Genomic DNA, 23,808 nt, shown 5'->3' with positions numbered 1-23,808 from the left:
CTCGACGGACTGCCTCTGTCGTTGTGGCGCTCCCATGGAGAACCTGGCCCATAGCGCATCCCTCCATTCCGGCGATAAGAATGCACCATCAAACCCCGGGATCAAACACCTAGAGCATCGGACCCAAAAGTGGGTCCACTTTTGGGATCCACTCCGATGCTCCACTCCTGGAAGAACGCATCGTTGGGTGCGGAAAACCGGGTCCACTTTTCACTGGCGTGGCCCTTCGGGTCGCTGACGCGGCCCTCTGGGTCCGCACGATGCGTAAGAGCGGAGGGGAGGGCGATCCAGCGCGACTTGGCCATGGCGGATTCCATTCAAGGAGAAAGTTTGGCCGTTAACTTAAATTAAACGTTATTAAGGATCAATTCCTTCCGGACTTTGCATCAGGCAACAAAAAAGGGAGAGCTCAGCTCTCCCTTCTCGTATCGCTTGGCGATGAAGCTTATTCAGCCGCCGGGGTCTCAACCGGATCCGGCGTGAAGCCGTTATTCTCGGCGTTGGCCGCGTCGATCATCTCCTGGCGGGTGCGACGGCGGCGGCGCGGACGAGGGGCTTCCTCGTCATTGGCCGCTTCCTGCACCACCGGAGCGGCAGGCGGGGTCTCCTCGACGGCAACCGGAGCCGGAGAACGGACCGGGTTCGTCAGGAAGGCCGGCAGGGTGCCCTGCTCAGGCGCCTCGGCTTCGTCACGGCGACGGTCGCGCTGGAAGCGCTCGCGGCGCTCGGGGCGGTCACCACGCTCGGGACGATCATTCCGCTCGAAACGATCCTGACGCTCCGGCCGATCTTGGCGCTCGGGGCGGTCACCCCGATCCTGACGATCGAAGCGGGCAGGGCGCTCGTTGCGCTCGCCACCCTCGGAGCGCGGCTCGAAGGACTGGTCGTCGCGCTGCTGGAAATCCTGGCGCGGGCCGCGGTCGCGCTGGAAGCGCTCGCGACGGTCGCCGCCACGATCCTGGCGGTCGTTCCGGTCCTGACGATCACCGCGGTCGAAGCGGTCGTTCCGCTCCTGCCGGTCACCACGATCCTGACGATCGAAGCGGGCAGGGCGTTCATTGCGCTCGGCCCGGTTGTCGTAAGGCTGCGGCTGGGAGCCGAAATCCTGCTCCTCGCCATTGCCGAAATCCTGGGCGCCGCCACCGGCGCGCTCGAAGTTCGAACGCTCGCCCTGGGCGAAGCCCTCTTCCTCGCCGCCTTCCTCGTCGAAGGGACGCTGCTGCTGGTAACCGTACTGCTCGCGCAGCTGCTCCTGGGCAGCGGCGATGATGCGGTAATAGTGCTCGGCGTGCTGGAAGTAGTTCTCGGCCGCCACCGGGTCGCCGCTCGACTGCGCGTCGCGGGCGAGCTGGCTGTATTTCTCGGCAATATGCTGAGCCGTACCGCGGATCTTCACGTCCGGGCCGTTCGACTCATAGCTCTTCGTCAGGGGATTGGGCCCCTTGTTGTTGTTGCGGTTGTTGTTGTTACGACCGCGCATACGCCTGTTTTGTCCTGGTCTCATCGTTCGCTCTACGAGCCTCGCTGGTTCTTCATGCCCACGCGATATGCAAGCCAATATTCACCGAACGGGCTCAACGCCCACCGTTCGCGTGGCAACCGTCTGACATTCGGCCATGGCCCCTCAAAGGCTCAAGCCATCCTTCAGTGTCGGGTTCAGGTGATCGCGCCAGGCTGTTCCGTTTCAAGAGCCCCTGCCTGCGCGATTGATATCGTTTGGTCTTCCGGCATGCCCCCGAGGGGCTGCCGATTTGTTTAGACCGAGGACGATCTCTAGACCCGAATCTAGCGGGTTCCTCTCGGTCCAACAAGGGCTAATTCAGACTTTATCCCGCCCTGGGACACAAAAGCCGCATCCCGTTCATCACGATCGCTTCATGGCGACGCAGCGGGGGTTGCCCGATAGATCGTGGGCGATTCGCAGAACTTCAAGGCCATGGGCCCCAGCCAAGCTTCTTAAATCGTTCGCCTGATCGTAGCCGATCTCGACCACGAGCAGGCCGCCGGGCGCCAGAAGCCGTTCCGCCTCACCCAAGAGGATACGGTAAGGCTCGAGGCCATCCGGTCCGCCGTCGAGGGCGAGTCGTGGATCATGCTCCCGCACTTCCTGATCCAGTGTCGGGATGATGCTGGAAACGATGTAGGGAGGGTTCGAGACGATCAGGTCGAGCGGACCCGAAACTGCATCCGCCCAGCGGGACAGGGCAAAGTGACAGCGCATGCCAACGCCATTGGCATGCGCGTTGTGGCGTGCGGTGACCAGGGCCCCAAAGGACAGATCGACCCCCAGGCCCGTTGCCTGGGGCAGTTCGTGGAGGAGCGCAACCAGGATGCAGCCCGACCCGGTGCCGAAATCGACAATGCTGAGGGGTGCCCGCCGGTCCGGGATCAGGCCGAGCGCGGTCTCGACGACGGTTTCGGTATCGGGCCGGGGCACCAGGGTCTCGGGCGAGAGGCGGAAGGGCAGTCCCCAGAACTCTCTGGTTCCGACGATCCGGGCGACCGGCTCATGGTCGAGGCGCCGTCGGGTGAAGGAGGCGAGGGTCTCGACCTGATCCGGCGTCAGGAGGGTCTCGGGCTGGATGACAAGATCCGTCGCGGAAATGCCAAGGGCGGCCAGAAGGAGGAGTCGCGCATCCAGCGCTGCGGTCTCGAATCCGGCCTCGGAGAGGGTCCGGCGCAACTCCTTCAGGGCCTCGGAGCGGGTTTTCAAGGCGTCGGACCCTGACGATAGCGCCCCAGCCGCTCTTCAAGCGTGCCGGTATGGAGCTCGAACAGGTGGTTGTCGTCATCGTAGAAATACAGCGAGTGACCCTCACCCTCGACCCGCGGGCGCGATTCGCGGAGCTCCAGGCCCAGCGCCTCGATTCGTGCCCGATATTCGTCGATGCCGGAGGCCGGGATCTTGAAGGCGATGTGGTTATAGGTGCGGGTGGGAAGGCTCTCGCCCTCCATCACGGCGATCCAGAGCCCGCCCACATCGAAGAATTTTTCCCGCGAAAGGGAGAAGGTGTCGTCGCCCGAGGAGTAAATCTCCCGGCCGCCCAGCGCCCCTTCAACGATGGCTTTCATGCGGGCGAGATTGCGAGTGATGAGGGTGATGTGGCTTAGTCCTTCGACTTTGCCCTCGATCATGCCGCTTGGTCCTGAGCGGCGAGCTGGGCCGCCTGATGCTCGGTGACCAGAGCGTCGATCAGTTCGTCCAGAGCGTTGCCGCTGATCACCTCTTCCAGCTTGTAGAGGGTCAGGTTGATCCGGTGGTCGGTCACGCGGCCTTGCGGGAAATTGTAGGTGCGGATGCGCTCGGAGCGGTCGCCGGAGCCGACCTGCGCCTTGCGGTCGGCGGCGCGGGCGGCGTCCTTGGCGGTGCGCTCGGCGTCGTAGAGACGGGCGCGCAGGAGCGCCATGGCGCGGGCACGGTTCTTGTGCTGGGAGCGCTCGTCCTGGACGAACACCACCATGCCGGTCGGGATGTGGGTGATGCGGATTGCCGATTCGGTCTTGTTCACGTGCTGACCGCCGGCTCCTTGAGCCCGCATGGTGTCGATCTTCAAATCGGCATCGTTGAGGACGATGTCCACATCCTCGGCCTCTGGCAACACGGCCACGGTGGCGGCAGAAGTGTGGATGCGCCCTTGCGTTTCCGTGTCCGGTACGCGCTGGACCCGGTGCACGCCGCTCTCGAACTTGAGCCGCGCGAACACGCCACGTCCCTTGATCTCGGCCACCACTTCCTTGTAGCCGCCCGCCGTGCCCTCGCTCTCGGACACAATCTCGACCTTCCAACCTTTCAGGTCGGCATAGCGGGTATACATGCGCAGCAGGTCGCCGGCGAAGAGAGCGGCCTCGTCGCCGCCGGTGCCGGCGCGGATTTCGAGGATGGCGCTCTTCTCGTCCGCCTCGTCGCGGGGCAGGAGCATGATGCGCAGATCCTGGGCGGCTTTTTCCAGATCCTCCCGCGCCTGCGGCAGCTCGTCCTCGGCGAGCGAGCGCATCTCGGCATCGGTCGAGGCGTCGTCGATCAGGGCCTCAAGGCCGTTCAGGTTGTCCTCCATCGCACGATAGGCGCGGATGGCGTCCACCACGCCGTCGAGCTCGGACAGCTCGCGCGAGAGGGCGACGAAGGTTTCGGGATCGGGGCCTGCATTGAGCGTCGCCATGATGATGTCATGGCGGGCGAGAATGGCGTTCAGGCGATCAGAGGGAGGCGCAATCGACATCAGACCGGAATACCATGGGTTTCCGCAAAATGGGCGAGCTTCGGGCGCAGCGTTTCGCCGCCCCCGGCATGCTTCAGTTCCTCGCGGATCAGGGTGCTGAGCTCCGCAACGTTCATTTCCAGAAGCATGGCCTTCACCGGGCCGATGGCCGCTGGGGACATGGAGAGCGAGCGGAAGCCGAGGCCGATCAGGGCCATGGCCTCGAGGGGACGCCCGCCAATCTCGCCGCAGATCGTGGCCTGGCAGCCGGCCGCCTGCGCATACTCGGCAACCATGCTCAGAGCGCGCAGCATAGGCGCGCTCAAGGGATCGAAGCGATCCGCCACGCGCCGGTTCTCGCGGTCGATGGCGAAGAAGAACTGCATCAGGTCGTTCGTGCCGAGCGAGATGAAGTCGGCGCTCTCGCAGATTTCCTTGAGCTGGAACAGTAGCGAGGGCACCTCGAGCATCACACCGAGCTTCAGGTCCGACGGCAGCGGATGCCCGTGGTTGGCGAGATGTGTCTCTTCCCGTTCCACGATCTGCTTGGCGCGCTTGAACTCGTCGCAGGTCGCCACCATCGGGAACATGATCTTCAGCGGCCGTCCGGCGGCCGCCTTGAGAAGGGCGCGGATCTGAGCGCGCAGGAGGCCCGGGCGGTCAAGCCCGATGCGGATGGCGCGCCAGCCCAGCGCCGGGTTCTCCTCCTCGACGGATTGCATGTAGGGCAGGATCTTGTCGCCGCCGATGTCGAGGGTGCGGAAGGTGACCGGCCTGCCGCCGGCCTCCGCAAAAACGGTGCTGTAGAGGGCCTGCTGCTCTGAGGCCGAGGGCATCCGCTCGGCGATCATAAACTGCAGCTCGGTGCGGAACAGGCCGACGCCCGCAGCCCCGGTCTCGGCCAGATGCGGCAGGTCGACCACGAGGCCGGCATTGAGCTGCAGGGTGACCTCGATCCCGTCCTTGGTGATGGAGGGCACGTCGCGCAGCTTGAGATACTGCTCCTGCCGACGAGCGCGAAGGCGCGCCTTTTCGGCATAGGCCGCCTCCACGTCGGGGTTGGGCCTGATCTGCACCTCGCCGGCCGCACCGTCGACGATGATGGCGTCTCCCGGCTCGGTCAGAGAGGTGGCGTTCGAGATCTCGCCCACGGCGGGAATGCCGAGCGCACGGGCCACGATGGCGATATGGCTCGTCGGTCCCCCCTCTTCGAGCACGACACCACGCAGGCGCGAGCGATCGTAGTCGAGGAGCGCCGCCGGGCCCATGGAGCGGGCCACCAGAATGGCGTTTTCCGGCAATTGCTCCCGCTCGGCCACCAGATCGCGTCCGACGAGGCGGTGCAGCAGGCGGTTGGCGAGGTCGTCGAGATCGTGCAGGCGCTCGCGCAGGTAAGGATCGGTCTGGCGCAGCATGCGGGCACGGTTGTCGGACTGCACCCGCTCGACGGCGGCTTCAGCGGTCAGGCCCGAGGTGACCGCCTCGCGCATGCGCCGGAGCCAGCCCTGGTCGTGGGCGAACATGCGGAAGGTCTCGAGAACCTCCCGGTGCTCCCCGTGATGGGCCACGTCTCCGCGCTCGATCAGCTCGTCGATGGACAGCCGCACCTCGGCGATGGCCGAATCCAGGTGGTTGAGCTCCGCTTCGATGTTCTCGGCGATGAGATTCTTGACGACCACACGCGGCTCATGGAGCACCACATAGCCCAGGCCTACGCCATCGGCGAGGGCGACGCCCTTCTGGTAGACGGCGCGGCGCAGCGCGATGCCCGTGTCCACAGGTGCCAAGGCCTGGAGTTCGCCGGTCGCGAGCATTTCGGCCACCACCATGGCGGTGGTCTGAAGCGCCTCGACCTCCTCCTCGGTATAGACGCGATAGGTGCGGTTCTGGACGACGAGAACGCCGAGCGTATTGCCGGCGCGCAGCAGCGGCACGCCCAGGAAGGCGTGATAGATCTCTTCGCCCGTCTCCGGCTTGTAGGAGAAGGCCGGGTGGCTTTGCGCATCGGAAAGCGCCAGGGGCTCGGCCGTCGAGGCGATGAGGCCGACGAGGCCTTCGCCGGAGCGCATGATGGTGAGGTGGACGGCTTCCCGGTTCAGGCCTTCGGTGGCGAACAGTTCGAGCACGCCATCGCCACGCATCACATAGACGGAGCATACCTCCGCCACCATGTTGGCGGCGATCTGCGTGACGATCCTGTCGAGACGGTCCTGCGCTCCCACCGGCTCCGCCATGATCTCGCGGAGGCGGCGCAGCAGAAGACGCGGACCGCCGGGAGCACTTGGCATGAGCTTACAGTTCCCGTCCTTCAAGAGCCGGCAGGGCGAACCGGCGGCTATCTATTATAAATGTCGCAGCCCGACAGTTCCCTCGTCAATCAGGCTTGGTCAAGGCCGTATAGCGAGTGGAGCGTGCGCACCGCAAGCTCCGTATAGGCCGATTCGATCAGGACGGAGAATTTAATCTCAGAGGTCGTGATCGCCCGGATGTTAATGCCCTTTTCGGCCAAGGCCTTGAAGGCGCGGGCCGCAACGCCTGCATGGCTGCGCATGCCGACACCGATGGCCGAGACCTTCACCACGTCGGTCGCGCCCTGGAGCTCCTTGAAGGCGATCTCGTCCCGGTGGGTGTTCAGGATCGCGCAGGCACGCTCGTAATCGGCGGTCGGCACCGTGAAAGTCAGGTCCGTGGTGGCGGCATTGTCGGACACGACCTGGATGATCATGTCCACGTTGATGTTGGCGTCCGCCAGGGGCACGAAGATCGAAGCGGCGATGCCCGGCTTGTCCGCAATGTCCCGCAGCGTGATCTGGGCTTCGTCGCGCGAATAGGCGATGCCCGTGACTACCTGCTGTTCCATGATGTCTTCCTCGTCGCAGATGAGGGTGCCGAGCTTGGGATCGGCGGGATCGTCGAAGCTGGAGCGCACATAGGTCGGAACGCGGTGCATCATGGCGAGCTCGACCGAGCGCACCTGAAGCACCTTGGCCCCCAGCGAGGCCATTTCCAGCATTTCCTCGTAGGAAACCTTATCCAGGCGCCGCGCCTTGGGCACGATGCGCGGATCGGTAGTGTAGACGCCGTCCACGTCCGTATAGATGTCGCAACGCTCGGCGTGGATGGCGGCGGCGAGCGCCACCGCGCTGGTGTCCGAGCCGCCGCGGCCGAGGGTCGTGATGCGGCCAGAGGGCTGGTGCACGCCCTGGAAACCCGAGACGACGGCGACTTCCTTGTTGTCGGTAAAGCCCTTGGCGATGCCCGTGCCGTCGATGGCGGCTATTCGGGCCGAGCCATGGGCTTCCGAGGTCATGATCGGGATCTGCCAGCCCTGCCAGGAGCGCGACTTGAGGCCCATCTCCTGCAGGGCGATGGCGAGAAGCCCCGAGGTCACCTGCTCGCCGGAGGCGACGACCACGTCGTATTCCTTGGAATCGTAGAGGGCATTGGCCTCTTTCACCCAGCCGACGAGCTCGTTGGTCTTGCCCGACATGGCGGAGACGACGACGGCGACGTCGTAACCGGCCTCGACCTCGCGTTTGACATGCCGCGCCACGTTGCGGATGCGCTCTACGGTGGCGACGGATGTTCCGCCGAACTTCATGACAAGACGGGGCATGGGCGAGGAAGGCCGTGATGTGAAATTGAAATTTTGCCCCTTCGCGCCGCGAAAAGGCGCGTATACATGACGGTAGGGCCGCGCCCTGTCAACGCGCGGAAACGATTTCTTTGCCTCAGGAAACAGGATCCGATGACCCACGGCGCATCCACGACCATCGACCCGGCCGAGGTCGCCCGTTTCGAGACAATCGCCGAGACTTGGTGGGATCCGAAGGGGCCCATGAAGGTCCTGCACAAATTCAACCCGGTGCGGCTGGCCTATATCCGGGACGAGGCCTGCCGCCGCTTCGGGCGCGATCCGCGCTCGGCCCGCTCGCTCGAGGGGATCACGATCCTCGATGTGGGCTGCGGCGGCGGCGTGCTGTCGGAGCCGCTGGCACGGCTCGGCGCCAAGGTCACCGGGCTCGATCCGGCCCCCACCAACATCTCGGTTGCCCGGCTCCACGCGGAGCGGGCGGGGGTCTCGGTCGATTATCGCAATGAGACCGTGGAGGCCGTGGTCGCGCGCGGAGAAACCTTCGACATGGTGCTCGCCATGGAGGTGGTGGAGCACGTGGCGGACCGGCAGGCCTTCGTGAATGCCTGCGTTCAGGCGGTGAAGCCGGAAGGCTGTCTCGCCATGGCGACGATTAACCGGACACTCCGCTCCTTCGCGTCCGCCATCGTGGGGGCCGAATACATCCTCCGCTGGCTGCCGAAGGGCACGCACGAATGGGACAAGTTCGTCACTCCGGACGAACTCACCGATGCCATTCGGACAGCGGGCTTCGCCGTCCACGATCTCAAGGGCGTGGCCTATAATCCACTGCGGGATACGTGGTCGCTCTCGTCCGATACGGGCGTCAATTACATGCTGCTGGCCGCGCGGGCGTGAGGCTTCTCCCGCGGTGCGATGCTGAGCACGAGGTAGCCGGCGAGCGCCGAGAGGGCCGAGCCTAGAAGCACGCCGATCTTGGTGGCGTTCAACAGCGCCTCCTGATCCGGGAAGGCGAGCGCACCGATGAACAGGCTCATGGTGAAGCCGATGCCGCAGAGCAGCGCGACGCCGTAGCATTGCGCGCGGCTCGCGCCCGCAGGCATGTCGGCAAGACCGAGCCTGATGGCGATTTCCGAGAATGCGAAGACGCCGACCTGCTTGCCGATGAAGAGGCCCATGGCGATGCCCAGCGGCAAGGGGTCTAGGAGGTAGCCGAACGACAGCCCTGAAAGCGGCAGGCCCGCATTGGCGAAGCCGAAGATCGGGATGACCGCGTAGGCGACCCAAGGCTGCAGGGCGTGTTCCAGCTGGTGCAGGGGCGAATCCTCGGCCCTGGTCTTCTTCGGTTGGGCCTGCAGCGGGATCGTGAGGGCGAGTGCGACGCCCGCAAGCGTTGCATGGATGCCAGATTTCAGCACAAAGAACCACAGCACTGCGCCGACGATGAGATAGGGGAGAAGCATCGTCACATGGAAGCGATTGAAAGCGATGAGTGCCACTAAGCAGATAGCGGCCGCACCGAGCATCGGGAGCGAGAGACCGCTGGTGTAGAAGACCGCGATGATGATGATCGCGCCGAGGTCGTCGAGGATGGCGAGGGCGGTCAGAAAGATCTTAAGCGTGGTCGGCACCCGCGATCCGAGAATCGCCAGCACGCCGAGCGCGAAGGCGATGTCGGTCGCGGTCGGAATGGCCCAGCCGTTGCGCAGCTCCGGCTGGTTCCAGGTGATGGCGAGATAGATGAGGGCGGGAACCGCCATGCCGCCAACAGCCGCGATGCCGGGCAGGATCCGGCGCGGCCAGGTGGAGAGCTGGCCGTCCAGCATCTCGCGCTTGATCTCGAGCCCCACCAGCAGGAAGAACACAGCCATGAGCGCATCGTTGATCCAGTGCAGGACGCTCAGGCCCAGCACATAGGTTTTCAGGATGCCGAAATAGGCGCCGGCCAGCGGTGAGTTCGCGATCACAAGGGCGATCACCGTCACGCCCATGAGGATCATGCCGCCTGAGGCCTCGCTGTCGAAGAACTTGCGCATCAATGAGATTCGTCGCGTGGGCCTCAGATTGCTTTTCGGCTGATCCATTCCTGTCTCCTGTTCGAACAGAACCGGTCATAAATCGAAATGTTCGAAGGAAAAGTCATAACCGGCCTTTTCCCATCACAAAGTCAGGAACACCTTCACTCAATCAAACTGTACCGTCTCGACGAGATAGTCCAGAAAGGCGCGGACCCGCGCAGGCAGGTGGCCGCCGCCGACATAGACTGCGTGGATGCTTTCCGTGTCGCCGGGATTGTAGGCTTCGAGCACCGGCACGAGCCGTCCGGCCTTTACATCAGGCCGATGTGAAACTGCGACAGGCGGCTGATGCCGAGGCCGGTGAGTACGAGAAGCCGCATCGATTCACCATCGCTGATCTGCGCATTGCCGGTCGGCACGACGGCGCTGACATGGCCCTTCCGATCCTTGAACGGCCAGCCGTTGCTCTGACGGGCGAAGCTGAAACCGAGAAGGTTGTGACGAACAAGATCCTCCGGGTTTTGCGGCATGCCGTGCCGGTCCAGATAGGAAGGTGCGGCCACCAGCGTCATCCGGCTTTCTCCGAGCTTCCGCGCGACAAGCTGCGACGACTTCAGCGGCCCGACGCGAATGGCGACGTCGGCGCGATCCTCGAGCAGGTCGACGATGGTATCCGTCAGTGTGACCTCCACGCTGACCTCCGGATGCCGCGCCAGAAAATCCGGCAGGTGGGGAATGAGGTAATGGGTGCCGAACGGAACGCTCGTGTTCACCCGCAGGCGGCCGCGCGGCGCGGCCCCCGACGCGGCGCTGCGTTCGGCCTCGTCGAGATCGGCCAGGATGCTTAACGCCCGGTCGTAGAAGGCCGAGCCCTCCGGTGTCAGCTGGAGCTTGCGGGTCGAGCGGTTGACGAGGCGGGCGCCGAGGCGGCCCTCCAGCCGTGCGATCAGCTTGCTCACCGCCGAGGGTGTCATGCGCAAGGCGCGCGCGGCTGCGGAAAAGCCGCCGAGATCGACGGCCCGGATGAAGACCTCCATCTCGCCGGACCGGTTGATGTCCATCCGCGCCATTGTGACTTCAATTCATAAATTCTGTTCCTGGCGATAGGCTAGTTCATAAGCGAGGCGGCGTCCATCTTCCGGCGACATTCGTTCAAGGACGTCACCCATGCCTCTTGCTCTTTATGCCCTGACGGCCGGTGCCTTCGGCATCGGGGTCACGGAATTCGTCATCATGGGCCTGCTGCTGCAGGTGAGCGCCGATCTCGGCGTCTCGATCTCGGCGGCGGGCCTGCTCATTTCCGGCTATGCGCTCGGCGTCGTGATTGGGGCGCCGCTGCTCACCACGCTGACAGGCCGCTGGTCGCGCAAGACCGTGCTGCTCGCCCTTATGATCGTGTTCACCCTCGGCAATCTCGCCTGTGCGGTTGCGCCGGATTACGCGACCCTCATGGCGGCGCGTGTGCTGACGGCGTTTGCGCACGGCACCTTCTTCGGCGTCGGCTCGGTCGTGGCCACGAGCCTCGTGCCGGCCGACAAGAAGGCGTCAGCCATCGCCATCATGTTCACGGGCCTCACCGTCGCCAACATCCTTGGCGTTCCCTTCGGCACCTGGCTCGGCCAGGCCTATGGCTGGCGTGCAACCTTCTGGGCCGTGACCTTCGTCGGCGTTGCGGCGCTTGCGGTGATTGCGCTCTTCGTCCCGAAGGACCGTCAGGAAAGCGCAGAGGGCGGCAGCTTACGCGATGAACTGAAAGTGCTGGCGCGCCGCCCCGTGTTGCTCGGGCTCCTCACCACGGTGCTCGGCTATGCCGGCGTCTTCGCGGTCTTCACCTATATCGCGCCGATCCTGACCGAGATCACCGGCTTCTCGGAGGCTGCCGTCTCGCCGATCCTGCTCGTCTTCGGCGGCGGCCTCGTGCTGGGCAATCTTTTGGGTGGCAAGCTCGCCGACCGGCGCCTGATGGCGACCTTGCTTGGATCCCTCGGTCTGCTTGCCGTGGTCCTCGCTGCGATGACTCTCGGCATCCACAACAAGGTCACCGCCATCGCCTTCGTCGGCCTGCTCGGCGCGTCTGCCTTCGCGACCGTACCGCCGCTGCAGATGTGGGTTCTGGAAAAGGCCGACGGCGCCGGCCAGAGCCTGGCGTCGAGCCTCAACATCGCCGCCTTCAATCTCGGCAATGCCCTCGGCGCTTGGCTCGGTGGCTTCGTGATCGATCACGGATTGGGTCTTGGTTCGATCACATGGGTGGCAGCTCTGTTGCCGGCCTCCGGCCTTCTCCTGGCGCTGTGGAGCCGCAGGCTCGATCGTGCCGAGGCATCGCCGATGCTGAAGCCTGTGAAAGCTGGGATCTGACAGCTTCTTTCAATCAGATACCATTTCGACCGCATTGGCCTTCCGGCGTCTCGTCCGGGAGGCCAAGATCGTTTCAAGGGTGACGGGGCGATAGTCGAACGCGTCCACGCCCACATCGAACTGGCGTGTCTGCGGCTTCAGCTTGGCGTGCGTGTGCTTATCTCTACAGTCCCTTGTCTCAGTGTGTATGTAAAAACTACGAGAAGCTTGCAATGCTTGGGGTTCATCTCGTAAGGAGCCGATGCTTTCGAGAAACCTGTCTCATTTCGCCTGTCTCATTTCCATAATGTCTCACTTTAGGAGGTGAACTCCTTCCCGAATCACATCGGGTTTATCGTAGTGGGCTGATGACAGTCTATTTCACAAGTGACACGCATTTCGGCGACCCCCGAGTTCTCCGGATTGATCGCCGTCCATTTCCGTCCCTCGCGGCTCATGACGCCGAACTCATCGAGCGTTGGAATGAGGTTGTCTCACCGAACGACGAGGTCTGGCATCTAGGTGACTTCGCACTCGGACCCCCACCGGCTCGAATCCTTGAGATCCTTGAAGCGTTGAACGGCAGCAAACATCTCATCATTGGAAACAATGACGGACCAGCAACCACCGCAGCAACGTGCTGGGTAAGTGTACAACATTACGCGGAAATTACCCTTGAAGGAATTCATCTGGTTCTCTGCCACTATCCATTCAGAACTTGGAACCGCATGGGTCGAGGCGTCGTCAATTTCCATGGGCACAGCCATGCAAAGCTGAAGCCTATTACAAGGCAGTTCGATGTTGGTGTGGATGCTTTCGATTATCGTCCAGCGACACTCGCGACGATCCTGAATTCGCGTAAGAGACGCGGAGGAGGTCAAAGCTAGGTGCCTTCAGCCAGTATGAGACGATCTGATCCAACTCGTCCGGACACTTCCGGCTTTCTTCGATAAAGTGGGAGCGTCGCTCCCGCTTGCGTGACCAGTCGTCCAGTACGACAACATCATCAAGCTTGGTCCATGTCCAAAACCATCACCAACAACCAAATCACCGGGGAGATCGGCGAGACCGCAGTGCGCCTCCGATTTCTCGACATGGGCTTCCAGTTCGACCCGCGCTCCCGGCTGGAGGCTGGCATCGACGGCATCGCCGAGGTCATGGATTCGGGACGGCCGATGGCCCGCATGATCGCCGTGCAGGTCAAGGCCACGGATTCCGGGAAGTACCCCTCCGAAGACGAGGTCGGCTTCAGCTACTCACTCAGGAGCAAGGACCTAGAGTACTGGCGGGGTTCGAACCTGCCCGTCATCATCGTCCTCTACCGACGGTCCGACGAGTCCCTGTACTGGCAGGCCGTGCCGAGTGGATTCAATGACGGCGAGCGTCGCCTTCGCTTCGTCAAGGAGCGCGATGTCCTCGACCGCAATGCCGTTGACCGCCTTGCCGATCTCACGGTCCCGAAAAACGGATTCGGCCACTACGTCCCTCCTCTGGGAGAAGGCGAAGACGCGCTGGTCAACATCCTTCCCGTCATCCTGCCGCCGGAAATGTACGTCGCGTCGACCCCGCACTCCGGCCGACAGGCAGGTGCGATCCTGCTCGAGGGCGATGAGCCTGCGCGCTTCGATTGGACGATCCGCGGCGGCACGTTCTGGTCGTTCCACGATCCCAGGACATCGCCGTGCCGCGAGATTGTCGATGTCGATCAGGTCGAGGCTATCGAGACCGCCTATCTCGCATTCCATGAGGACATCGACGAGCAGAACAACTTCGCCTTCCTCCTGAAGAACGCGCTGCGCCATCAAGTCCGGAAGGATCTCGGCTGGCAGAAGAAGCACGGGCTGCTTTACTTCAAGGCGCATGAGGCGAACGAGCCACGACGCTTCGCCTATGAGTCCTCGAAGAAGAAGACCGAGGCCGAAGTTGTGAACGTTTCGCGGGACAAGAAGGATTCGACGCGGGTCGGGTTCGTCCGCCACCATGCCTTCGCGCCGCGCTTCGAACTGCTTCAGGACCAGTGGTTCCTGGTCGTCAGTCCGTCGTACCACTTCACCACCAACGGGTTCATCCCCCATTCCTTCCCGGACGCGCTGCTCTCCGGCAAGAAGAGGCTCGACAACAGTGCCTCACTGCGCGGGCAGGTGATTATGTGGCACCGCTTCCTAACTTGGACGGAGCCGGCCGACGATCTCTTCGCGCAAGGCGGCACGACGGAACCGCATCTCAGGTTCGGTGAGCCCCCGCAGGTCACCCTCGAACGGCGCGTTCCCGAGGATGTCTGGGGGGCGCCGAAGCGGAAGGTGGACGAGGCGGATGCGGACCAGGAAAGGCTGGATTTCTGATGAAGTTCGAGAGCAGGATCTTCGATGAGCCGCAACTGGAGTTCGGTGACAAGTTCCATCATCCGGATCCACGGCTCGGTCTCGTCGAGGCCGGTCCCCTCCAACCCTTCGTCGGGGAGGTGATCAAGATTGGGGTCGTCGGCAGCGCCAAGACGATCGAGGGCACGCAGAGGTTCCTCGAGGCCTCCGCAGGCGGGTTCGCCGGGATGTCGGATCGGCTTCCTAATCTTCACCCTGCCTTCCCGGGACTCGGCAACCAGAACCCCTTCCGCTGCAAGTTCGAGATCCAGGAGGGAGCGACGGCGGTCCTGTCCCAGGCCAGGATCGACAAGATCACGCGCGAGCCGAACCATGAGAAGGCCCTCGAGCTGGCAGTCGAGGAGATCGTCACCCAATTGCAGACGCTCGAAGAGGGCAGCAACAGGCCAGACGTCGCGGTCGTCGCCCTGCCGGTCGCGCTGATCGAGCGCGTGTGGAATGCGAAGGTCGACTCGCGCGGCACCACGGAAAAGGAAGACAGCGGCGGCTCCGATGCCCCTGATTTCAGGGGCATGCTCAAGGCCAGGTGCATGGGACTCGGTTTTCCCATCCAGATCCTTTGGGAGGACGTGATCGACGACAAGGTCGTGATCCCCCGCAAGATCAAGGAGAGCAGTTCCCGCAAGATCCAGGACGAGGCCGGGAGAAGCTGGAACCTCTTTTCCACACTCTACTACAAGGGCAGCGGTCGCGTGCCCTGGCGCAAGATGCAGCAGGAGGGCGAATTCACGGCCTGCTACGTCGGCGTCAGCTTCTACCGGGAGGCCAAGGGGCAGCAGCTCTTCACCAGCTCGGCCCAGATGTTCGACGAGCGCGGCCGGGGCTTCATCCTCAAGGGCAACCGCGCCCATACCGAAACCCGCGGCAGGCACCCGTACATGACCCGCGAGGATGCACGGGACCTGATCTCCAACGTGCTGGCAGCATACAAGAACCATCACAAGAACCTTCCGGCCCGCGTCATCGTCCTCAAGACCTCGCGGTTCCGGGAGGAAGAGGCAGACGGAATCCTGGAAGCCCTGGACGAAGCCGGCACGGAACTGCGCGACCTGCTCTGGGTGCAAGAGTCCTATTCCATGAAGATCCTGCGGGACGGCAACTACCCGGTGCTCCGGGGCACGTTCATCGAACTCGGTAGGAACGGCCTGCTCTATACCAACGGCAGCATGCCTTACTATGGAACCTATCCCGGCCTGTACGATCCCAGGCCGCTGCTGCTGTGTCCGCACCCGAGTTCCGACAGCACCGTCTCGCAGATCGCCGAGGAGGTCTTCGCGCTGACCAAGATCAACTGGAACTCGACCCAGATGAATCAGAGGCTCCCGATTCCAATCCGGGCCGCGAGGAAGGTCGGTGAGGTTCTGAAGTACGTCAAAGAAGGGCAGACGGTCAGCACGGATTACCGGAGATACATCTGAAGCATCAGCCCCTCTGCGCAGTCATCCATGTAAGGCCAACGAGACAGAGGTTCAGGCACGCTGAGCCAGAGAGAACTCCGAGCCCGGCAACCGTGCCGCCCTGCTCGATGAGGATCGCGCCGAACGAGGGAGAGAGTGCCTGGACGAGAAGGCCGGAATCGCCAGTCGGCCCATGAGGGAGGCGTATCAGCCCGAGCCGAATGAAGGCTCCGGTCATGGGCAATCCGACTATGTCCCCGGATGGAGGTGGGATTCAGCAAAGGCCAAGAAACGATAAGAACCCTGGGTCGAAACTAACCTGAGCGGCATCATCACCACTACAGTAAGTCGCCAAGAAGATTCCTTCCTGCGAGACTGCATGCCTCAAACGATCCGACGGCCCCGGTGAAGGCACCAGTAGGGCCTTCTCGGTGCCTTCCAAACCATCGAACAGGTGGCGGTATAGGACGATCTGGCCGGTGCCGGCGTAGATGTCATGGGGCAAGGATGACGACTTGATCTCCACGTGGATTTTCCTAGGGCCAGGCACGGTTACCAGAACATCGATCTCGTATCCTGCCTGCCTCGGCAGTTTCCGTGCATCAAAGCCGTCGCATTTGCCGACGAGGTCCACGAGGTCTACCCATACCCTGGCCTGGACCTTCGTGGCCGTGCCACCCGATGTCGGAGGAAATTGGTAAGTTCCCGGCAACTCCACGGGGTCCGCCTTATCTCCGTTGGAGCCGTTCGACGGGATGTCGGTGAGGCCGTCATCCGTTCCTTGGATTCGGTCCCTTATTATCCCGCAGGCCTTGCCAAAGCGGCCAGTACGGAATCTGATCTCCTCAGGCGATACGTCGAGAGGGGTCACTCGGTACCAGATCCGGGTTTTCCCTCCTGGTACATGGATATCCGCGGTTTCCAAGGGCAATGACTCGGCTGCCACCTTGAATTGCCCCTCGAGGATGTGTCCCTCGTCGGAGCGATTCAGGCGTCCTTGGCGGAGGAGCCACGGTCGCCCGTTCGAATCCCGTGCCAGGAGGGTGTAACGGTCCGCGTTGTTGGGCTTGGAGGGAACGGTGAAGCTGACATCATGAGAGCGGTTCAGCTTCGTGGCTGCGGTGAGGTAAACCTCCTGCTTCGCCGCCTCGCCCTTTTCCACCCAGACATCGGCATCCGACGACCACTTTTTCGGGCGGTTGCCGACCAAGTCCCCGAGTATCGTTTCCCGCCAGGAACCATACAGGTTCTGAACGGTATCCATGTCGGGAATGGCAGTGAACTCAGGGGAAGGATTTGGCATGAGGACGGCTTCCGGCAAAACGAGAGGTCAATCAATTGCATTGGTCGTCTTGGCGCAAGAGCCGGACCATTCGTCAACTGACGGATGAGTGCTGACGGTAGAGCTTATCCCCCGGCAGCAACCCTGGGCTAGCGTTCTCCGGATTTCCGCTGTATCGGCGTGAGCGGACATACATTCAGTCGGCTCAACATTACAAACTGACCCGGTCCGGACCTTGAGTACGCGGATCGTGAGGTTCCCGCCCCAGTAGCCGTTGAAGTCGATGATGTCGGTCCGCACGTTGTCCTTGGCGTAGCGAGCAACGAGGTTCCAGTCCGCCACGATCTCCATTGCCACGGTCCTGGTGGCGGGATCGTTCCGGATCCAGCTTGGGACGAAGGGCTCTCCGGCCCGGACGGCTCCGGGGAAGGTCCAAAACGCAAGAGCAACGAGAGAAAGTCGAGCGAAGTGCGCCAACATGGAATCCTCCCTTGCACGGCGGCCCGGCCGTACGAGCCGGGCGGTGATGCGGAGAGGTCGAGGAGACCCGAGATCGCCGCGCACACGTTGCAGAAGCCGCCCGGCCTACTGCGGAGACACCGTCTGACATTCCGGCAGGCGGTGGACGGGTGCCGTCATGGCCTGCAACTGCTCAGGCTTTGCGCAAGGCGGGAAGCCGGCGGACTGCATCCCCTCGACCAGCCGCTGCCGCTCGGCGTCGCTGTAGCCGGGACTGTTCAGGGCAAAGCCCTCGATCGTGAGGTCGGGATGGCGCTTGATCGCTTCGAGGACCGCTTCCCTCGCTTCCTCCTGACGGCCGAGCGCCGCATAGATCACGGCCCCCTGCACCCAACCGCCGCGCGTGCGGGTCTGCGGATCCTCACGTTCCACGAGGCGCAGGGCATCCTCGTAGCGGCCGGCCATCAGGTAGGCCAGCCTGTAGAACCCCGCAGCCGAGACCGTGTAGTTCGGGTTGAGGCGCATGGCCCGGTCCGCCGCCTGCGCGCCGCGCTCGGGGTTGCCGAACTTGCTCGCCCAGCCGGCGTAGCTCGTCAGAATGCCGGCATCACTTGGGTTCAGCCGCAGCGCGGTCTCGAACTCGGCTTCCGCCCGCGGCAGGTCGCCGGCCATCCCCAGGATATGGCCAAGGGTTGCATGGGCGGACGCATCCTGGGGATCGAGTTCGACGCCGCGCCGGATCGCCTGCATCGCGGCCGCCCGCGCGGTGTCGGCATCAGCCCCATAACGCATCGTCAGGTCGTGGGCGGCGGCCAGTGCCACCCAGGCGCGGGCGAGTTTCGGATCCTGGTCGACCGCCTGCTCGAGCCAGCGGATCGCCTCCCCGATGCTCTCCCTGGTGAAGTGACCCATCGCCTCCTGGCCCAATCGATAGAGGTCGTAGGCTTTCAGATCCTCCGGTCTCGCGCGTCGGCCGGCCGCCCGTTCGGCTTCCGGGATCGCCCCGCCGGAGGCCGCCAGCCGGGTGGCCACCTGCTCGGCGACCTCGGCCTGCACCGCGAAGACGTCCGTGGCAGGCCTGTCCCAGCGGTCGGACCACAGGTGCGTGCCGCGATCGGCCTCGATCAATTGCGCCGTCACGCGGACCTGCTCGCCGCTCCGCTGGATCGAGCCTTCCAGCACGTAACGGACATTCAACGCCTTGCCGACCGCTTGGATGTTGGCCGGCTTGCCGGCGTAGGCCGCGGTGGCGTTGCGGGCCATGACGTCCAGGTCACGGTAGCGGGACAAATCCGTGATGATGTCCTCGGTCACTCCGGCTGCCAGGCGCCCCGTCGCATCATCGCCGCCGAGATTGTCGAACGGCAGCACGGCGATCGAGGGCTTGCCGATAGCGGTCTCGGCGATGGTGGGCTCGCTGATGGTGGTCTCGACCCTTTGAGACCCCCACCAGAGGCCGAGCCCCATGACGAGCAAGCCCGCCGCAGAAGTGGCTGCGAGGGGCCAACGGCGGACGAGCCGGGTGCGCCACGACCAGCCCCGTTGGATGCCCTCCATTCTCAGGGTGTAAGTGCGTACGGGTTGCGAGATGTTCTTGACGCGCTTCTGTCCGACAAAGTCGAAGGGCACATTGAGCTTGCCCTTCAGGTGATCGTAGGCGGTTCCCGAGACCATCACCCCGCCTGGCTCGCAGAGCTGCTCCAGCCGCGCGGCAATGTTCACGCCGTCGCCGAGCAGGTCCTCGCCCTCGACCACCACGTCGCCGAGGTTGATCCCGATTCGGAACACGATCCGGCGCTCCGGCAGGATGTCGTCCTGGCGGGCTGCCGTTGCGGCCTGGATGGCAAGGGCGCAGGCGACCGCGTCGACCACGGAGCCGAACTCCGCCAGCAGCCCGTCGCCCATCAGTTTGACGATCCGGCCGCGGTGCTCGGCCAGCAGCGGGTCGACCACGGCGTTGCGGATGTCCCTCAAGGCCGCGAGCGTGCCTTCCTCGTCCTGCTCGACCAGGCGCGAGTAGCCGACCACGTCGGCCGCCAGGATCGCGGCCAGCCGCCGCTCGGTCCGGGTGCTCGCCATTCGGAAGGCTCCTGCAACAATCCTTGGCCCAAGGGTAGCACGAGACCCGGCGCCCTGCCGCATCCCGCGCCTCGGACGTCGGCCCGCTAACGGACCGGCAGGCCGTACTGGAGGCCCCCTTGGTCCAGAGCGCGTTCTGGCCGCGCTTGATCTTGAGCGGAGAGCCCTCGCCGACGTTGCGCTCAAAGCTCTCGCGATCCAGTATCGGGCGCTGCTTGGGGATACGGGTGAAACAGAAGGGGGACATTGGTGCGGGCGGTTCGAGAACGGGCCTGGCTTCATGATGGGCTATGCAACCTACTGCGCCATCCTACCGCCAAACCCGACAGCGATTTTCGAACCCGCGTTTGCCCTTCGTGAGGGGTACATCCGGCCTGTCCCATGACGAAGCCTGTCCTTCGGAAGGCGAGAGGGCGGACGACCCCACAAGGCCAACCAAACCGGCTACCCGCTGAGCGGTGCCGGATCCAGCTTCATCTCTCGGCGATCAAGGACGGGCATGCTGGCGGTACCTGACGACTCGATCCATCGACGAATCTTCCGATCGGCCCCGGCAAATAGCCGGGCAGTCCGAATACGCCGGGTGAGCGGTTACTTGCCTTCCTGGGGATCGGGCGTAAGATTCCCCCATTGATGGAGCCTCCAGGGTTCGGTCGCTTGCCGAGCAAACTCCGGCTCCGCCATGCCACGGCGGTGCCAGTCGCTGGACCATCGTGGCGATCTGGATCGGACGCACGTTGGAGACGAGCGTGATGCGGTCCCCATGGCTTGCTGCCCTGACCTTCGCCGTCTGCCTTGGCGCCGGCGGCCACGGGAATGCCGCGCCGCTCCATGATGCGGCCCGCACAGGCAACGTCGACCAGGTCAAGCAGCTCCTTGCCCACGGCAGTGACGTGAACGGGCGCGACGAGACTCGCGAGACGCCCCTGATCGAAGCGGCACTCGCGGACCAGCCTGAAGCCGTTGCGGCGCTGATCGAGGCCGGAGCCGACCTCGAGGCGCGCAATGACCGCGGGTTCACCGCACTCCATGCCTCGGCCTACGCGGGGAGCCCACGCATCGTGACCCTGCTGCTGGACCATGGCGCCGCGATCGATGCCAGGAGCCTGCACGCCATCACGCCGCTGCATGTCGCCGCCGAGCAGAACCAAGCTGCGGTTGCCGAGCTGCTGATCGCACGCGGAGCCGACGTCGAGGCGGTCCAGGGCGACGGCTACACGCCGTTGAGCCGGGCGACCTTCTACAAGAGCGCCGCGGTGATGGCGCTGCTGAAGCGGCACGGCGCCCGCTGCCAGCCCAGGGAGACGATCGGCTCCTCGCAGGCCGCGTGTCTCGCGGCCGCGAATTGACCGGATCAGAGAAGAGGAGCGCCCACCATGGCCTTACGCCGCTTCCCAACACCCGAGTGGTTGCCACGCGCGGTAAAACCCGTCCCGCTGCTCCTCTGCCTGGGCATCGGCACCGCCGCCGGGGCCGACGGCGTCAACACCGGATACTTCGGCAACGTCGCCATCAAGGGCTATGACCCGGTCAGCTATTTCACTGAGGGCCGCCCGACCAAAGGTTTGCCCGAGTTCAGTTACGACTGGCTTGGCGCCACGTGGCAGTTTTCGAACGCCAGAAACCGGGATGCCTTCGCGGCCGAGGCCGTTCGTTACGCGCCGCAGTATGGCGGCTTCTGCGCCTTGGGAACGGCGAATGACGAAGCCTCGGCCAACATCGATCCGGACGCCTGGCGGATCGTCGGCGGAAAGCTCTACCTGTTCGGCGGACGGGAAGGCCTGGAGGAGGACTTCGATGCCCGTGCCGGCGACGTGATCGCGAAGGCCGACGTCAAGTGGCCGGACCTCCAGCAGAAGGAATTCCAGGCCCGGCAGGGCAGTGGCAACTGAGCGTCCGTCCCCAGCCTCCCACCGGGAGCCGCGGCCCTTCGTGGCGACGTCATTGGGCGATCGAAAAGTACCGGACCGTGGTGGAGTCGGGATAGACGTACTCGCTCCGGGTCTCGGCGCTTCCGCCGGGATTGCGATAGACCGGACTACAGAATTTCCGGCCGAGCATGACCCCGGCGGATTGCGTGCAGAAGAGGTCCTGTTCGAGCGTGAACCGGCCAACGGCCATCCTCGTTTGCGTACGCACCGCGAAATCACCGTTCGAGCCGAGCTGCATGACGAACGGCGCGCCGTTCTGTAGGTGCCCGATCCACGTCTTGCCCGAAGCGAGGGAGCGGATCGTCGACGCATCCAGCCGATCGTCCAGGCGGCCACTGAAACCAAAACACCACTCCGGCAGGCCCGCCTTGAGGAGCGCCGACACCCGGTGGTCCAGATCTTCCGGTCGCCGATGATGCCCGTACATGACGCGGAGACTGGCAACACTTTGACTGGGGATCCTCTTGAGAATGGCCTCCACGGCCCCGTGCGCATCCTCCATGCGGCCCAGTTGGGCGCTCGCCATGGCCAGGGTCTCGAGGCCGACATCGCCCAAGCCGTCAGGGCCGACCGAGCGGAGGACCTTGAGCGCCTCTTCGTACCGGCGGTTCATGTACAGCACCAGGCTGTAGTAGTCGTAGACCTGCGCCTTCGGCTTCGGGTCGAGTTGCAGCACCCGTTCGACGGCCGCCAAGGCCTCCGGATGCCGCCCAGCGTAGGTGAGCACGATGGCGAGGTTGAGCTTGGCGTCGGCGCCGTTCGGGTCGAGCGCGACCGCCCGTTGCACCGACTCGATCGCCCGGTCGATCTCGCCGTCCAGCATTTGCAGGATGCCGAGGACGGCATAGGCCCGCGGCAGTCCCGGATTGAGTTCCAGGGCCCGACCCGCCGACTCATAGGCCTGCTGCCGGGCGACCGCGCTCAGCATCAGGGGCTGGAAGTCGAAGGCGAGAACATCGACGATCGCCCGCGCATGGCCCGCATAGGCGTCGGCGAACCCAGGATCGAGGGAGATCGCCTTCTCGTACATCGAGAGGGCTTCTCCCAGGGACCGCTGCCCGATCGAATAGACCTTCTGTTCGGCCCGCATGTAGAAATCGTAGGCTTCGAGGTTGCGGGTGGGCAGGCGGGTGATGGCGGAGGTTTCGCTCTCGGTCAGCCGAACCGACAGGGCCTCGACGACGCGCTTGATCAACTGGTCCTGCAACTCGAAGATCCTAGCGGCGCTGCCGTCATAGCGCTCCGCCCAGACGTTGCTTGCGGTGGCGGCATCGGCAAGCTGCACATTGACCCGGATGGTGTCGCCCGCACGGCGGACGTTGCCCCCGAGCACGTACCGGACCCCCAACTGGCGGGCGATCGTCCCGACGTCCTTGGGCTGGTCCTTGAACGCGAACGCCGAGTGCCGGGCGATCACCGTCAGCCCCGAGATCTTGGACAGGTCGGTGATGAGATCGTCGGTGAGTCCGTCGGCGAAATAGTCCTGCTGGGCATTGTCGCCGGGACCGTCGAACGGGAGGACGACGAGCGACGGCTTGCCCGCCCCCAGTCCGGTCGAGCGCAGGAGGTCCGACACCAGGGTGGTGGGCCGGGGCCAGGAAACGGCACCGATCGCGGCTACGATGGCCAACAGGACCAGCGCCGCGGCCAGGGTGGACCAGCGCGGCCGCCGACCAGGGCTTCGCGCACGCTGCTTCAGCAGGACGCGATAGACCCGGACCGGCTCTGGGATGTTCTTCAGGTGCTGCCTGCCGAGCGACTGGAACGCAACGTCGAGCTTGTTCCTGGCGTGGTCATAGGCGGTACCCGAGAGGGTGATGCCGTCCGGCTCGCAGAGGCCCTCCAGCCGGGCGGCGATATTGACGCCATCCCCGTAGACGTCGTCGCCATCGATGATGACATCACCGAGATTGATGCCGATCCGGAGCGAGATCCGCGCGTGCTCGGGGAGGGTCTCTCGCTGGGTGGCGATCGCGCGCTGGATCTCCACAGCGCACGCCACGGCGTCGACCACGCTCGCGAATTCGACCAGCGCGCCGTCGCCGATGAGCTTCACGATGCGGCCGTGATGGTTTGCGATCACCGGATCGACGACGTCGCGGCGCAGCGCCTTGAGCCGGGTCAGGGTGC

18 protein-coding genes and 3 pseudogenes are annotated in these 23,808 nt (G+C 64.2%); 7 read left to right on the top strand and 14 right to left on the bottom strand.

Going from position 1 to position 23,808, the window contains the following annotated elements:
• Positions 1-445: 445 nt before the first annotated feature.
• The 6 genes from ACS5Q1_RS35740 to ACS5Q1_RS35715 form a co-directional block, all read right to left on the bottom strand.
• The gene (locus ACS5Q1_RS35740; protein ID WP_473102685.1) at positions 446-1,504 is read right to left on the bottom strand and encodes a DUF4167 domain-containing protein; all 1,059 of its coding nucleotides are present in this window, start codon (positions 1,502-1,504) and stop codon (positions 446-448) included.
• Positions 1,505-1,864: 360 nt separating this feature from the next.
• Positions 1,865-2,713, bottom strand: coding sequence for a peptide chain release factor N(5)-glutamine methyltransferase (gene prmC, locus ACS5Q1_RS35735; protein ID WP_473102684.1), 849 nt, complete (start codon positions 2,711-2,713; stop codon positions 1,865-1,867).
• Positions 2,710-3,135: a FosX/FosE/FosI family fosfomycin resistance hydrolase gene (gene fosX, locus ACS5Q1_RS35730; protein WP_473102682.1), complete on the bottom strand. Its 426-nt coding sequence runs from the start codon at positions 3,133-3,135 to the stop codon at positions 2,710-2,712. The genes prmC and fosX overlap by 4 nt, the downstream gene beginning before the upstream one ends.
• Entirely contained in the window at positions 3,132-4,220 is a 1,089-nt protein-coding gene (gene prfA / locus ACS5Q1_RS35725) for a peptide chain release factor 1 (protein WP_473102681.1), read from the bottom strand. Before prfA ends, fosX begins: the two co-directional genes overlap by 4 nt.
• Entirely contained in the window at positions 4,220-6,487 is a 2,268-nt protein-coding gene (ptsP, locus tag ACS5Q1_RS35720; protein WP_473102680.1) for a phosphoenolpyruvate--protein phosphotransferase, read from the bottom strand. Before ptsP ends, prfA begins: the two co-directional genes overlap by 1 nt.
• An 89-nt stretch (positions 6,488-6,576) precedes the next feature.
• Complete coding sequence (locus ACS5Q1_RS35715; protein WP_203442238.1) at positions 6,577-7,815, bottom strand: aspartate kinase; 1,239 nt, start codon at positions 7,813-7,815, stop codon at positions 6,577-6,579.
• A gap of 132 nt (positions 7,816-7,947) precedes the next feature.
• On the opposite strand from ACS5Q1_RS35715, the gene ubiG reads away from it, so the two are divergent.
• Positions 7,948-8,691 (top strand): bifunctional 2-polyprenyl-6-hydroxyphenol methylase/3-demethylubiquinol 3-O-methyltransferase UbiG, encoded by a 744-nt coding sequence (gene ubiG / locus ACS5Q1_RS35710; protein WP_203442239.1) that lies wholly within the window; start codon positions 7,948-7,950, stop codon positions 8,689-8,691.
• Here ubiG and nhaA read toward each other — a convergent pair.
• Complete coding sequence (gene nhaA, locus ACS5Q1_RS35705; RefSeq protein ID WP_473102679.1) at positions 8,664-9,878, bottom strand: Na+/H+ antiporter NhaA; 1,215 nt, start codon at positions 9,876-9,878, stop codon at positions 8,664-8,666. The two genes, ubiG and nhaA, sit on opposite strands and share 28 nt — an antisense overlap.
• 99 nt (positions 9,879-9,977) lie before the next feature.
• Positions 9,978-10,882 (bottom strand): annotated as a pseudogene (locus ACS5Q1_RS35700) (LysR family transcriptional regulator).
• Positions 10,883-10,979: 97 nt separating this feature from the next.
• Between ACS5Q1_RS35700 and ACS5Q1_RS35695 the strand changes: the two are divergent.
• Positions 10,980-12,170 carry an MFS transporter gene (locus tag ACS5Q1_RS35695; protein WP_473102678.1) on the top strand — a complete coding sequence of 397 codons (1,191 nt, stop codon included), beginning with the start codon at positions 10,980-10,982 and terminating at the stop codon, positions 12,168-12,170.
• A gap of 9 nt (positions 12,171-12,179) precedes the next feature.
• Here the strand turns inward: ACS5Q1_RS35695 and ACS5Q1_RS35690 are convergent.
• Positions 12,180-12,326: pseudogene (locus ACS5Q1_RS35690) on the bottom strand (metallophosphoesterase); the annotation flags it as partial.
• A 191-nt stretch (positions 12,327-12,517) separates the two neighbouring features.
• On the opposite strand from ACS5Q1_RS35690, the gene ACS5Q1_RS35685 reads away from it, so the two are divergent.
• The 3 genes from ACS5Q1_RS35685 to ACS5Q1_RS35675 all read left to right on the top strand — a co-directional run bounded on the left by ACS5Q1_RS35685 (position 12,518) and on the right by ACS5Q1_RS35675 (position 15,948).
• Positions 12,518-13,036, top strand: coding sequence for a metallophosphoesterase family protein (locus tag ACS5Q1_RS35685; RefSeq protein WP_473102677.1), 519 nt, complete (start codon positions 12,518-12,520; stop codon positions 13,034-13,036).
• Positions 13,037-13,168: 132 nt separating this feature from the next.
• Entirely contained in the window at positions 13,169-14,491 is a 1,323-nt protein-coding gene (locus ACS5Q1_RS35680; RefSeq protein WP_473102676.1) for a DUF4365 domain-containing protein, read from the top strand.
• Positions 14,491-15,948 (top strand): argonaute/piwi family protein, encoded by a 1,458-nt coding sequence (locus ACS5Q1_RS35675; protein WP_473102675.1) that lies wholly within the window; start codon positions 14,491-14,493, stop codon positions 15,946-15,948. The genes ACS5Q1_RS35680 and ACS5Q1_RS35675 overlap by 1 nt, the downstream gene beginning before the upstream one ends.
• Positions 15,949-16,201: 253 nt before the next feature.
• Here the strand turns inward: ACS5Q1_RS35675 and ACS5Q1_RS35670 are convergent, their stop codons facing one another.
• The 4 genes and pseudogenes from ACS5Q1_RS35670 to ACS5Q1_RS35655 form a co-directional block, all read right to left on the bottom strand.
• Positions 16,202-17,230: a hypothetical protein gene (locus tag ACS5Q1_RS35670; protein WP_473102674.1), complete on the bottom strand. Its 1,029-nt coding sequence runs from the start codon at positions 17,228-17,230 to the stop codon at positions 16,202-16,204.
• Between the two features lie 27 nt (positions 17,231-17,257).
• Complete coding sequence (locus ACS5Q1_RS35665; protein ID WP_473102673.1) at positions 17,258-17,689, bottom strand: hypothetical protein; 432 nt, start codon at positions 17,687-17,689, stop codon at positions 17,258-17,260.
• A gap of 105 nt (positions 17,690-17,794) precedes the next feature.
• On the bottom strand, positions 17,795-19,810 hold the full coding sequence (locus ACS5Q1_RS35660; RefSeq protein ID WP_473102672.1) for an adenylate/guanylate cyclase domain-containing protein: 2,016 nt from the start codon (positions 19,808-19,810) through the stop codon (positions 17,795-17,797).
• A 23-nt stretch (positions 19,811-19,833) separates the two neighbouring features.
• Positions 19,834-19,940: pseudogene (locus ACS5Q1_RS35655) on the bottom strand (amino acid ABC transporter substrate-binding protein); the annotation flags it as partial.
• Positions 19,941-20,499: 559 nt separating this feature from the next.
• On the opposite strand from ACS5Q1_RS35655, the gene ACS5Q1_RS35650 reads away from it, so the two are divergent.
• Both ACS5Q1_RS35650 and ACS5Q1_RS35645 read left to right on the top strand, forming a co-directional pair.
• A complete protein-coding gene (locus tag ACS5Q1_RS35650) occupies positions 20,500-21,096 on the top strand; it encodes an ankyrin repeat domain-containing protein (RefSeq protein ID WP_473102687.1) in 597 nt (198 codons plus the stop codon).
• A gap of 27 nt (positions 21,097-21,123) precedes the next feature.
• The gene (locus ACS5Q1_RS35645) at positions 21,124-21,639 is read left to right on the top strand and encodes a YHS domain-containing (seleno)protein (protein WP_473102671.1); all 516 of its coding nucleotides are present in this window, start codon (positions 21,124-21,126) and stop codon (positions 21,637-21,639) included.
• Positions 21,640-21,688: 49 nt separating this feature from the next.
• On the opposite strand, the gene ACS5Q1_RS35640 is transcribed toward ACS5Q1_RS35645, so the two are convergent.
• A partial coding sequence (locus tag ACS5Q1_RS35640; protein WP_473102670.1) for an adenylate/guanylate cyclase domain-containing protein occupies positions 21,689-23,808 on the bottom strand: 2,120 nt, incomplete at its 5' end.

The organism is Microvirga sp. GN3 (genome assembly GCF_055792825.1).
This window is presented reverse-complemented; position numbering and strand designations above follow the sequence as displayed.

Coding starts and splice junctions, on each gene's coding strand:
- ACS5Q1_RS35740 (WP_473102685.1), bottom strand. CDS start 1,504: ATGAGACCAGGACAAAACAGGCGTATGCGCGGTCGTAACAACAACAAC.
- fosX (WP_473102682.1), bottom strand. CDS start 3,135: ATGATCGAGGGCAAAGTCGAAGGACTAAGCCACATCACCCTCATCACT.
- prfA (WP_473102681.1), bottom strand. CDS start 4,220: ATGTCGATTGCGCCTCCCTCTGATCGCCTGAACGCCATTCTCGCCCGC.
- ptsP (WP_473102680.1), bottom strand. CDS start 6,487: ATGCCAAGTGCTCCCGGCGGTCCGCGTCTTCTGCTGCGCCGCCTCCGC.
- ACS5Q1_RS35715 (WP_203442238.1), bottom strand. CDS start 7,815: ATGCCCCGTCTTGTCATGAAGTTCGGCGGAACATCCGTCGCCACCGTA.
- ubiG (WP_203442239.1), top strand. CDS start 7,948: ATGACCCACGGCGCATCCACGACCATCGACCCGGCCGAGGTCGCCCGT.
- nhaA (WP_473102679.1), bottom strand. CDS start 9,878: ATGGATCAGCCGAAAAGCAATCTGAGGCCCACGCGACGAATCTCATTG.
- ACS5Q1_RS35695 (WP_473102678.1), top strand. CDS start 10,980: ATGCCTCTTGCTCTTTATGCCCTGACGGCCGGTGCCTTCGGCATCGGG.
- ACS5Q1_RS35685 (WP_473102677.1), top strand. CDS start 12,518: ATGACAGTCTATTTCACAAGTGACACGCATTTCGGCGACCCCCGAGTT.
- ACS5Q1_RS35680 (WP_473102676.1), top strand. CDS start 13,169: ATGTCCAAAACCATCACCAACAACCAAATCACCGGGGAGATCGGCGAG.
- ACS5Q1_RS35675 (WP_473102675.1), top strand. CDS start 14,491: ATGAAGTTCGAGAGCAGGATCTTCGATGAGCCGCAACTGGAGTTCGGT.
- ACS5Q1_RS35670 (WP_473102674.1), bottom strand. CDS start 17,230: ATGCCAAATCCTTCCCCTGAGTTCACTGCCATTCCCGACATGGATACC.
- ACS5Q1_RS35665 (WP_473102673.1), bottom strand. CDS start 17,689: ATGTTGGCGCACTTCGCTCGACTTTCTCTCGTTGCTCTTGCGTTTTGG.
- ACS5Q1_RS35660 (WP_473102672.1), bottom strand. CDS start 19,810: ATGCGGCAGGGCGCCGGGTCTCGTGCTACCCTTGGGCCAAGGATTGTT.
- ACS5Q1_RS35650 (WP_473102687.1), top strand. CDS start 20,500: ATGCGGTCCCCATGGCTTGCTGCCCTGACCTTCGCCGTCTGCCTTGGC.
- ACS5Q1_RS35645 (WP_473102671.1), top strand. CDS start 21,124: ATGGCCTTACGCCGCTTCCCAACACCCGAGTGGTTGCCACGCGCGGTA.